The sequence below is a fragment of the Kitasatospora sp. NPDC032757 genome (assembly GCF_055579305.1).
Genome location: NZ_JBVINN010000036.1, coordinates 83,399 through 93,612, shown reverse-complemented (window position 1 = coordinate 93,612; position 10,214 = coordinate 83,399). Strand labels below are relative to the sequence as shown.

General features: G+C 72.5%; 12 protein-coding genes and 1 pseudogene. 8 read left to right on the top strand and 5 right to left on the bottom strand.

The window, feature by feature from the left end; genetic code table 11:
* Positions 1-107 (bottom strand): annotated as a pseudogene (locus tag ACZ5WK_RS30675) (IclR family transcriptional regulator); the annotation flags it as partial.
* 231 nt (positions 108-338) lie between these two features.
* Here ACZ5WK_RS30675 and leuC point away from each other — a divergent pair.
* From leuC to ACZ5WK_RS30655, 4 genes are all read left to right on the top strand, one after another.
* Positions 339-1,760, top strand: coding sequence for a 3-isopropylmalate dehydratase large subunit (leuC, locus tag ACZ5WK_RS30670; RefSeq protein WP_465552166.1), 1,422 nt, complete (start codon positions 339-341; stop codon positions 1,758-1,760).
* A gap of 5 nt (positions 1,761-1,765) precedes the next feature.
* Positions 1,766-2,362 (top strand): 3-isopropylmalate dehydratase small subunit, encoded by a 597-nt coding sequence (gene leuD / locus ACZ5WK_RS30665; RefSeq protein ID WP_396325447.1) that lies wholly within the window; start codon positions 1,766-1,768, stop codon positions 2,360-2,362.
* Between the two features lie 285 nt (positions 2,363-2,647).
* Positions 2,648-2,914, top strand: a complete 267-nt coding sequence (locus tag ACZ5WK_RS30660) for an SCO5555 family protein (protein ID WP_465552180.1) — start codon at positions 2,648-2,650, stop codon at positions 2,912-2,914.
* A gap of 133 nt (positions 2,915-3,047) precedes the next feature.
* Positions 3,048-3,761, top strand: coding sequence for an HU family DNA-binding protein (locus tag ACZ5WK_RS30655; protein WP_465552164.1), 714 nt, complete (start codon positions 3,048-3,050; stop codon positions 3,759-3,761).
* 104 nt (positions 3,762-3,865) lie between these two features.
* Here the strand turns inward: ACZ5WK_RS30655 and ACZ5WK_RS30650 are convergent, their stop codons facing one another.
* Together ACZ5WK_RS30650 and cofC are read right to left on the bottom strand one after the other, a co-directional pair.
* Entirely contained in the window at positions 3,866-4,087 is a 222-nt protein-coding gene (locus ACZ5WK_RS30650) for a hypothetical protein (RefSeq protein WP_396325450.1), read from the bottom strand.
* Positions 4,088-4,130: 43 nt separating this feature from the next.
* Entirely contained in the window at positions 4,131-4,838 is a 708-nt protein-coding gene (cofC, locus tag ACZ5WK_RS30645) for a 2-phospho-L-lactate guanylyltransferase (RefSeq protein ID WP_465552162.1), read from the bottom strand.
* A gap of 220 nt (positions 4,839-5,058) precedes the next feature.
* Here cofC and ACZ5WK_RS30640 point away from each other — a divergent pair, with 220 nt between their 5' ends.
* The 3 genes from ACZ5WK_RS30640 (at position 5,059) to ACZ5WK_RS30630 (ending at position 8,092) form a co-directional block, all read left to right on the top strand.
* Positions 5,059-5,889 carry a lysophospholipid acyltransferase family protein gene (locus ACZ5WK_RS30640; RefSeq protein WP_396325452.1) on the top strand — a complete coding sequence of 277 codons (831 nt, stop codon included), beginning with the start codon at positions 5,059-5,061 and terminating at the stop codon, positions 5,887-5,889.
* On the top strand, positions 5,886-6,887 hold the full coding sequence (locus tag ACZ5WK_RS30635; RefSeq protein WP_465552159.1) for an NAD(P)H-dependent glycerol-3-phosphate dehydrogenase: 1,002 nt from the start codon (positions 5,886-5,888) through the stop codon (positions 6,885-6,887). The genes ACZ5WK_RS30640 and ACZ5WK_RS30635 overlap by 4 nt, the downstream gene beginning before the upstream one ends.
* A gap of 62 nt (positions 6,888-6,949) precedes the next feature.
* Entirely contained in the window at positions 6,950-8,092 is a 1,143-nt protein-coding gene (locus tag ACZ5WK_RS30630; protein WP_465552157.1) for a D-alanine--D-alanine ligase family protein, read from the top strand.
* A 104-nt stretch (positions 8,093-8,196) separates the two neighbouring features.
* Here the strand turns inward: ACZ5WK_RS30630 and ACZ5WK_RS30625 are convergent, their stop codons facing one another.
* Complete coding sequence (locus tag ACZ5WK_RS30625) at positions 8,197-8,709, bottom strand: DUF3515 domain-containing protein (RefSeq protein ID WP_465552156.1); 513 nt, start codon at positions 8,707-8,709, stop codon at positions 8,197-8,199.
* A 19-nt stretch (positions 8,710-8,728) separates the two neighbouring features.
* Positions 8,729-8,962 (bottom strand): Lrp/AsnC family transcriptional regulator, encoded by a 234-nt coding sequence (locus ACZ5WK_RS30620; protein WP_396325456.1) that lies wholly within the window; start codon positions 8,960-8,962, stop codon positions 8,729-8,731.
* A gap of 207 nt (positions 8,963-9,169) precedes the next feature.
* Between ACZ5WK_RS30620 and ACZ5WK_RS30615 the strand changes: the two genes are divergently transcribed.
* Positions 9,170-10,135 (top strand): thiamine-phosphate kinase, encoded by a 966-nt coding sequence (locus ACZ5WK_RS30615; RefSeq protein WP_465552153.1) that lies wholly within the window; start codon positions 9,170-9,172, stop codon positions 10,133-10,135.
* The last annotated feature ends 79 nt before the right edge of the window (positions 10,136-10,214 follow it).

Sequence of the window (10,214 nt, the reverse complement as noted above, 5' to 3'; positions counted from 1 at the left end):
AGACCGGTGGCGGCGACCAGCCCCGCCAACGTGGCGGGGCCCGACTCCAGTGCGCTGAGCACCAGAGCGGCCTTGTCGAGAACGCCGACGCCGCTAGAGTTGTCCATGCCCTAAGACTGCAGTCTCATTCCGCGAGACGCAAGTTCAATCTTCCGCGAAAAGCGCCACCCTGGAGGCAGCAGCCCGGGAGACATCCAGGATGCGGCCCCAACAGGCCGTCCGCATCGTGGACACCGATCCGGCGTGCAGGTCGCGCGACGCGAGCCTCACAGGGCGGCGAAAGCACTGACCTCGACGACACGAGAAGGCCGGCAACGCGGCCGGCTGGAGGGAATCCGATGGGACGGACACTCGCAGAGAAGGTCTGGGACGACCACGTCGTGCGGCGCGCGGAGGGCGAGCCCGACCTGCTCTTCATCGACCTGCACCTGCTCCACGAGGTGACCAGCCCGCAGGCCTTCGACGGCCTCCGGCTGGCCGGGCGCAAGGTCCGCCGGACCGATCTGACGATCGCCACCGAGGACCACAACACCCCCACCCTGGACATCGACAAGCCCATCGCGGACCCCGTGTCGCGGGTGCAGCTGGAGACGCTGCGCCGCAACGCCGCCGAGTTCGGCGTCCGGATCCACTCGCTCGGCGACGTCGAGCAGGGTGTCGTCCACGTGGTCGGCCCGCAGCTTGGCCTGACCCAGCCCGGCACCACCGTGGTCTGCGGCGACTCCCACACCTCCACCCACGGCGCGTTCGGCGCCCTGGCGTTCGGCATCGGCACCAGCCAGGTGGAGCACGTGCTGGCCACCCAGACGCTGCCGCTGGCTCCGTTCAAGACCATGGCGATCACCGTCGAGGGCGAGCTGCCCGAGGGCGTGACCGCCAAGGACCTGATCCTGGCGATCATCACCCGGATCGGCACCGGCGGCGGCCAGGGCTACGTCCTGGAGTACCGCGGCTCGGCCATCCGCAGCCTCTCCATGGAGGCCCGGATGACCATCTGCAACATGTCCATCGAGGCGGGCGCCCGGGCCGGCATGATCGCCCCGGACCAGACCACCTTCGACTACCTGGAGGGCCGCCCGCACGCCCCGCAGGGCGAGGACTGGGACGCCGCGGTCGAGTACTGGAAGACCCTGGCCACCGACGAGGACGCGGTCTTCGACCACGAGATCTTCATCGACGCGACCCGGCTGACCCCGTTCGTCACCTGGGGCACCAACCCGGGACAGGGCGCCCCGCTCGGCGCCGACGTGCCGGACCCGGCCTCCTTCGCCGACCCGCAGGAGCGGACCGCCGCCGAGAACGCCCTGAAGTACATGGGCCTGGAGGCCGGCACCCCGCTGCGCGAGGTCAAGGTCGACGCCGTCTTCGTCGGCTCCTGCACCAACGGCCGGATCGAGGACCTCCGGGCCGCCGCGGCCATCCTGGACGGCCGCACGGTCGCCGAGGGCGTGCGGATGCTGGTCGTCCCCGGCTCGGTGCGGGTCGCCCTGCAGGCCGTCGAGGAGGGCCTGGACAAGGTGTTCACCGCCGCCGGCGCCGAGTGGCGCCACGCGGGCTGCTCGATGTGCCTGGGCATGAACCCCGACCAGCTGGCCCCCGGTGAGCGCTGCGCCTCCACCTCGAACCGCAACTTCGAGGGCCGCCAGGGCAAGGGCGGCCGCACCCACCTGGTCTCCCCGCAGGTCGCCGCCGCCACCGCCGTCCTGGGCCGGCTGGCCGCGCCCGCCGATCTCTCGTCCAACGTCGCTGTGGAGGCCTGAGCAGCATGGAGAAGTTCACCACCCACACCGGCCGGGCCGTTCCGCTGCGCCGCAGCAACGTCGACACCGACCAGATCATCCCGGCCCACTGGCTGAAGAAGGTCACCCGTTCCGGTTTCGAGGACGGGCTGTTCGAGGCCTGGCGCAAGGACGAGTCGTTCATCCTCAACCGGCCGGAGCGGCAGGGCGCCACCGTCCTGGTGGCCGGCCCCGAGTTCGGCACCGGCTCCTCCCGTGAGCACGCGGTCTGGGCGTTGCAGAACTACGGTTTCCACGCCGTGATCTCGTCCCGGTTCGCCGACATCTTCCGCGGCAACTCGCTGAAGAACGGCCTGCTCACCGTCGTCCTGCCGCAGGAGACCGTGGAGCGGCTCTGGGCGCTGACCGAGGCCGACCCGACCGCCGAGATCACCGTCGACCTGGAGGCCCGCGAGGTCCGCGCCGAGGGCGTCACGGCCTCCTTCGAGCTGGACGACAATGTGCGTTGGCGGCTGCTGAACGGCCTGGACGACATCAGCATCACCCTGCAGAACGAAGGCGACATCGCGGCCTTCGAGGCCACCCGGCCGGCGTTCAAGCCGCGCACTCTGCCGGTTGCCTGAGAGAACCCGCCGAGATCCTGGGAACCGCTTGGGAACAAGCATTCTGACGTTCCGCCGGATGGCTCGTCCCCCCGTCGGGGGGGCGGGCCATCCGCCGTTCCGGAGCCGGAGTTCGCCGCCCGGTCCGGCCCCCGATTGCCGATTTGGCAATGCCGCAGAGGGCCCCGGGCAAGCACAACTGCGGGTAGATGGCACAATCAGTACATGCACCGGCACCATGAACCTCCGTACGCGGGCGGCGAACCCGCGTCACCGGAGTCCACGGGCCGGGGATCCGAACGCCGAATTGACGATCGGCCGGACGCCGCCACCTCACCTGCTGAGGGGCCGGACGACCCGGAAGTCGCAGCGCTCTACGCGCTTGTGGCCGAGCGGTTGAAGCAAGCTCACGCCCGCGTGCATGCGCTGAACGTGTCTGCCGATGCAAAGACCGCTCTCACCCGACAACTCCTCATCGTCACGGAGACCGCCAAGCGCGATCTTCCGGGGGCGGCAAGGCGGTTGGCTCGCTTTGTGCAGGACCTCGACGAGGGGCGCCCGCCCGTCGTCTGAGGTCGCCGATGCGCAAATCCATTGCGACACTAGGGTGATTCGCGCGTTTGGTAATTGAAAGTCCGCAGATACATACCTAACGTGCGAAAAGAACGGATGGAATCATCCGGCGCCCGTTTCCGAAGGGGAAGACGTGAACAAGGCTCAGCTTGTCGAAGCGGTGGCCGAGCAGCTGGGCGGTCGCAAGGCTGCCGCAGAGGCCGTCGACGCAGTGCTCGACACCATGGTCCGCGCCGTTGTGGCCGGTGACCGGGTGTCGGTCACCGGTTTTGGCACCTTTGAGAAGGTGGAGCGCTCCGCGCGCTTCGCCCGCAACCCGCAGACCGGCGAGAAGGTCAAGGTCAAGAAGACCTCGGTGCCCCGCTTCCGTCCCGGCCAGGGTTTCAAGGACCTGGTCAGCGGCAGTAAGAAGCTGCCGAAGGAAGGCCCCTCGGTGAAGAAGGCCCCCAAGGGCTCCCTCACCCCGGGCAAGAGCGGCGTCGCCGCGACCCCGGCCGCCAAGCGCGCCGCCACCAAGCGCGCCGCCTCGGCCGCCGCCGCGGCTCCGGCCGCGACCAAGAAGGCCGCCGCGAAGAAGACGGCGACCACCGCCGCCGCCAAGAAGACCACGGCCACCGCCGCCAAGAAGGCGACCGCCACCAAGAAGACCACCACGGCCGCCGCGAAGAAGACCACCGCGACCGCCACCAAGAAGACCGCGGCCGCCGCGAAGAAGACGGCGACCACCGCCGCCGCCAAGAAGACCACGGCCACCGCCAAGAAGGCGACCGCCACGGCCAAGAAGACGGCTCCGGCGAAGAAGACCGCCACCCGCAAGACCACCGCGCGCAAGACCACCGCGAAGTAGTCGACGGACGGCCTTCCAGAGCCGTGGCGCACCTCCACCCGGAGCCCCGGGGGGACGGGCCGCCACGGCTCTTCGGCTTTCGGGCAGGGCGGTGGGGCGGGGCGTCAGCCCCCGGCCGGGTCCGGGAAGGTCTGCAGCGTCAGGAAGACCACCCGACGGGCCTCGCCGGCGCCCTCGGTGCGGATCCGCACCCGCTGGCCGGGGCGGAGCAGCCGCAGGCCGCCCGCGTCGAAGGCGGCGGCGTCGAACGGCACCGGGGTCCCGTCGTCGAGCAGCACGGAGCCGGCCCGGGTGGCGGGGTCGAAGGTGAACGCGGTGGCCTGCATGGAAGCAGCATAGCGAGGGGTACCGACAGACCCGGGCGCTGTCTCAGCCGCGTTCGGCGGGCGCGCCCGGGGTGTAGCCGAGCCGGGCCGACAGGGCGCGGGTGTGCGGGCCGACGCCGAGTGCCAGAGCCTCGCCGAGGTCGGCACCGGTGTCGACGTCCCGGCGCACCGACTCCACGCCGTCCAGCCGCAGTTCGCGGGCGCCACCGGCCGCGTGCCGGGCCCGCGAGCCGTCGCCGAAGGCGGGGGAGAGCGGGCTGCCGGGGGCGCAGGCGAGCAGGGTGGTGCCCAGCCCCGGGGCGTCGGCCAGGAACGCCCGGCCGGCCGGCGGTACGGCGGCCAGCACCCGGGCCAGTTCGGCCGGGCGCAGCGCCGGAAGGTCCGCCGAGAGCGCGGCCAGCGGGGCGCGCGGCGCGAGCGCCAGCGCGGCCGCCGCGCCGTGCGCCAGTGCGTGGTTGAGTCCGCTGCCGGGCTCGTCGCCTACCACGACGGCGCCGAGCGCGGCCAGCCGCCGGGCGGCCGTGGCGTCCCGGGTGACCACCAGGACCCGGGCCACCCCGGGCGTGGCCAGCGCGGCGCCGACGGTGTCCAGGGCGAAGCAGAGTGCCAGGTCCGGGCGGTGCTCACCGGCGAACGGGGCCAGCCGCGTCTTCGCCAGGGCGAGCGGCTTGAGCGGCAGCACCAGCGACCAGCCGGCGGTGGGTGCGGCGGGCGCGACGGGCCGGCTGGGGCGTACGGTGTCCTGGGTCATCGGCGTCATTGTGACGCCGGTCCCGGAACCCTCGCCAGGCCGTCCGAGCTGTGCGGACGTGCGTTTGGTCACGCCCGCCCCGACGTGCTGGCGGGGTTGCTCGACAGCCGGTTCGCGGTCGGGCGAGACTGTTCCGCGCTCCGGGCCCCCGAACAGGGGGGTCGCGGATGGCGAGAGACTGCGGCACCCCACGTGCCGCACCGGATGAGGAGGACCTGGGGTGGCCCGCCGCTCGTATGCCAGCTTCGGCAACGCCGACTACGGCGTCTGGTACCGCTTCGCGGCCGTGCTGGTGAAGCCGGTGACGACCGCGCTGGTGAAGCCCGACTGGCGGGGCTGGGAGCACCTTCCCCAGGAGGGTGGCTTCATCGCCGCGGTCAACCACAACTCGATCATCGACCCGGTGATCTACGCGCACTGGCAGTACAACAGCGGGCGCCCGCCGCGGATGCTCGGCAAGTCCTCGGTGTTCTCGGTGCCGTTCATCGGCTTCATGCTCCGCAAGACCCGCCAGATCCCGGTGTTCCGGGAGTCGACCGACGCCGCGCGGGCGTTCCGGGCCGCGGTCGACGCGGTGAACGACGGCCAGTGCGTGCAGTTCTACCCCGAGGGAACGCTCACCCGGGACCCGGACCTGTGGCCGATGACCGGCAAGACCGGCGTGGCCCGGGTCGCACTGATGACCGGCGCGCCGGTCATCCCGGTGGCGCACTGGGGTGCGCAGGAGATCATCCCGCCGTACGGCAGAGGCGCCTCCGGCAAGGGCAGATTCAACCTGTTCCCCCGGCACAAGGTGACGGTGGCGGCCGGACCGGCCGTGGACCTGAGCAGGTACGCGGGCCAGGAGCTCACCTCGCAGGTGCTCCGGGACGCCACCGAGGACATCATGCAGGCGATCACCGACGTGCTGGCCGGAATCCGCGGCGAGGAGCCGCCGGCCGAGCGCTTCGACATGAGGACGGCGGCCCGGCAGCGGGCCACGACGGCCGCGGCCGAGCGGCAGCGGGCCGCGGGCAAGCGCGGCAACGGTACCGAGGAGGCCGGCAAGTGACCCGATGCGCCGTGTTCGGGACGGGTTCCTGGGGGACCGCGTTCGCGATGGTGATGGCCGACGCCGGCTGCGAGGTGGTGCTCTGGGGCCGCCGCCAGGAGCTGGCCGACGCCGTCAACGCCACCCACACCAACCCGGACTACCTGCCGGGCGTGGAGCTTCCGGCCTCGGTCCGGGCCACCACCGACGCCGCGGAGGCGCTGGCCGGCGCCGACTTCGCGGTGCTCGTGGTGCCCTCGCAGACGCTGCGCGAGAACCTCGCGGCCTGGGCACCGCTGATCGAGCCGCAGACCGTGCTGGTCAGCCTGATGAAGGGCATCGAACTCGGCACCGCCAAGCGGATGAGCGAGGTCATCGAGGAGGTCACCAAGGTCGGCCCGGAGCGGGTCGCGGTGGTCAGCGGCCCGAACCTGGCCCGGGAGATCGCCAACCGGCAGCCCGCCGCGAGCGTGGTGGCCTGCACCGACGAGGCCGTCGCCAAGCGCCTCCAGGCCGCCTGCCACACCCCGTACTTCCGCCCGTACACCAACACCGACGTGATCGGCTGCGAGCTGGGCGGCGCGGTGAAGAACGTGATCGGCCTGGCGGTCGGCATGGCCAACGGCATGGGGCTCGGCGACAACACCAAGGCGACCCTGATCACCCGCGGACTGGCCGAGACCACCCGGCTGGGGACGGCCCTCGGCGCCGACCCGCACACCTTCGCCGGGCTCGCCGGGATGGGCGACCTGGTGGCGACCTGCTCCTCGCCGCTGTCGCGCAACAACACCTTCGGTACCAACCTGGGCCGCGGGATGTCGCTGGCCGAGACCATCGCGGCCACCCGGCAGACCGCCGAGGGCGTCAAGTCCTGCGAGTCGGTGCTCGACCTGGCCCGGCGTAGCGGCGTCGACATGCCGATCGTCGAGGCCGTGGTGGACGTGGTGCACAACGGGCGCCCCACCCAGGAGGCGTTGCAGGCCCTGATGTCCCGTTCGGCCAAGGCGGAACGGCACTGAGCCGGTCCGTCCAGGGTGGCTGACTTTCCGGAAACACCCCGCACGGTACTCTCAAACGCGATATGAGCATCGAACAGACCTCCCAGAACCCGTCCGCGAAGCCGCGCGTAGCGATCGTCTTCGGTGGCCGCAGCTCCGAGCACGCCATCTCGGTCTCCACCGCGGGCAGCGTGCTGAGGGCGATCGACCGCGAGAAGTACGACGTGCTGCCGATCGGCATCACCCACGAGGGCCGTTGGGCGCTGGTCAGCGACGAGCCCGCCCGGATGGCCATCACCGACGGCCGGCTGCCGGACGTCGCCCAGGTCGCCGAGGCCCTCGACGGCCAGGTCGCGCTGCCGGTCAGCCCGGGCAGCCGCGAGGTGGTCTGGAGCGAGCCCGGAGCCGCTCCCAAGGCGCTCGGCGAGGTCGACGTGGTCTTCCCGCTGCTGCACGGCCCCTGGGGCGAGGACGGCACCCTTCAGGGGCTGCTGGAGCTCTCCGGCGTGCCGTACGTCGGCAACGGCGTGCTCTCCAGCGCGGTCGGCATGGACAAGGAGTTCACCAAGCGGATCCTGGCCTCGCACGGCCTGGGCGTCGGCCGCTACACCATCGTCCGCCCGCGCGAGTGGGAGACCGAGGCCGGCCGGGCCGGCGTCCGCGAGCGGGCCGCCGGGCTGGGCCTGCCGCTCTTCGTCAAGCCGTGCCGGGCCGGCTCCAGCATGGGCATCACGAAGGTCAAGGACCTCGCCGACCTCGACGCCGCGATCGAGGAGGCCCGCCGCCACGACCCCAAGCTGATCATCGAGGCCGGCGTTTCCGGCCGCGAGATCGAGTGCGGGGTGCTGGAGTTCGAGGACGGTCCGCGGGCCAGCGTGCCGGCCGAGGTGCTGGTCGGCGGCGACTACGAGTTCTACGACTTCGAGGCCAAGTACATCGACTCCTCCGAGGTCCGCGTCCCCGCGGAGCTCACCGGGGCGGAGACGGCCGAGATCCGCCGCCAGGCGGTCGTGGCGTTCGAGGCGCTCGGCTGCGAGGGCCTCGCCCGGGTCGACTTCTTCCTGCTGGACGACGGCAGCTGGATGATCAACGAGATCAACACCATGCCCGGCTTCACCCCGATCTCGGCCTACCCGAAGATGTGGGAGGCCACCGGGCTGTCGTACCCGGAGCTGATCGACCGGCTGCTCCAGGCGGCGCTGCGCCGCTCGACCGGTCTGCGGTAACCACGCGCACGAACGGACGAAGGGCGGGCCGGGAAGCTCCCGGCCCGCCCTACGCGCGGGTGTCCTGCCGTCGGTCCCGCTGCCAGCCCCGGTGTCGTCCCCGCCTACGGGATGCTGGCCTTCACCAGGTCGGAGAGGGCGGAGACCGGGTCCAGCGGGTTGGTGAACGCGCCGGCGGGGACGGTGATCTCGACGTAGGCCTTGCGCATCACCGAGGTGTACCGGTAGCCGCCGTCGTCCAGCTTCTGCGGCCACCAGGTCAGGTCGTTGATGGTGGGGGACCAGTCCGACGCGGCGGGGCCGTTCAGCGCCTCCGGGCGGTCCACGCCGCAGCGCAGCACGGTGCGCGGCGAGCTGGCCCAGGCGGCCACGTACGGGGAGGCCGGCGACGGGTCCTTGCGGGCGTGGCCGAGCAGCTCCTGCGGCAGCGAGGCGGCGAGCGCCTGGCAGTACCCGGCCGCCCTGCCCGTCGGCTCGGGCACGTCGATCTTCGCGGGCGCGCTCCAACTGCCGAGCAGCACCACCACGGTGCAGGTCAGCGCGAGCGGCAGCGCCAGCCACCGGACCGGGGCCGGCAGTGCCGCCAGGAAACGGGGGACGCGGAGTTGTCGGGCCACCCGCCGATGGTAGCCGGGCCTACAGGTGGACCACCGGACAGGTGAGGGTGCGGGTGATGCCCTCGACCTGCTGGACCTTGGCCACGACCAGGCGGCCGAGGTCGTCCACGGTCTCGGCCTCGGCCCGCACGATCACGTCGTAGGGGCCGGTGACGTCCTCGGCCTGGAGGACGCCGGGGATCTTGGAGATGGCCTCGGCCACGGCGGTGGCCTTGCCGACCTCGGTCTGGATCAGGATGTATGCCTGTACCACGGAAGGACCTCCCGGCGGCTGGGTACGCGGATAGCCGCCGTGATCGCCCGGTCGCATCGGGGTGGGAGGCGGGCTCACCGGCAGTCTGATCACCACGCTACCGCGCAGCGGGCCGGGGAGGGGAGACCTCTGCACCTCCGGAGGGCGTACGCTGCGCGCGGGGGTGCGCGGACAACGAGTTCTGATGGAAACGCGAGAGGACGGCAGATGCAGGGGACCGTGGGCGAGCTCGGCGAGTTCGGCCTCATCAGGGAGCTGACCGCCCGGGTACCGCTCACCGACGCGGTCGACCTCGGCCCGGGCGACGACGCCGCCGTGGTGAAGGCGCCGGACGGCCGGGTGGTGGCCACCACGGACGTGCTGATCGAGAACCGGCACTTCCGGCGGGACTGGTCGACCGCCTACGACGTGGGCCGCAAGGCCGCCGCCCAGAACCTCGCCGACGTGGCGGCGATGGGCGCGGTGCCGACCGCGATACTGCTCGGTCTGGTCGCCCCCGCCGACCTGCCCACCACCTGGGCCACCGAGCTGATGGACGGGCTGCGCGACGAGTGCCAGGTGGCCGGCGCGACGGTGGTCGGCGGCGATGTGGTGCGCGGCGATGTCATCACGCTGGCCATCACGGCGCTCGGAGATCTTCAGGGGCGCGCGCCGGTGACGCGCGCCGGGGCCCAGGTGGGCGACGTGGTCGCGGTCACCGGCTGGCTCGGCTGGTCCGCCGCCGGGCTGACCGTGCTCCAGCGCGGCTTCCGCTCGCCGCGGGCCTTCGTCGAGGCGCACCGCCGGCCCGAGCCGCCGTACCACGCGGGCCCGGCCGCCTCCGAGTTGGGCGCCACCGCGATGGTCGACGTGAGCGACGGGCTGGTGGCCGACCTCGGACACGTCGCCCGGGCCAGCGGCGTGGACATCGACCTGCGCGCCGCCGATTTCGACGTCCCGGCCCAGATGGCCGACATCGGCCAGGCGGTCGGGGTGGACCCGCTGGTCTGGGTGCTCTCCGGCGGCGAGGACCACGCGATCGTGGCGACCTTCCCCCGTGGTGTCCAACTCCCGGCCCGCTGGCGGGTGGTGGGCGAGGTGACGGCCCGCGCCCGGGCGGCCCGCGGCGGCCGGGTGACGGTGGACGGCGCGGCCTGGGACCGGGTCGGCGGCTGGGACCACTTCGCCGAGTGACCGGCCCGCCGGGGGCGGCCGGCGTTTCGGCGGCCGGTGCCCGGGGCGGACGGCGCGCGGCGCTCCGGCGTGCGGAGCA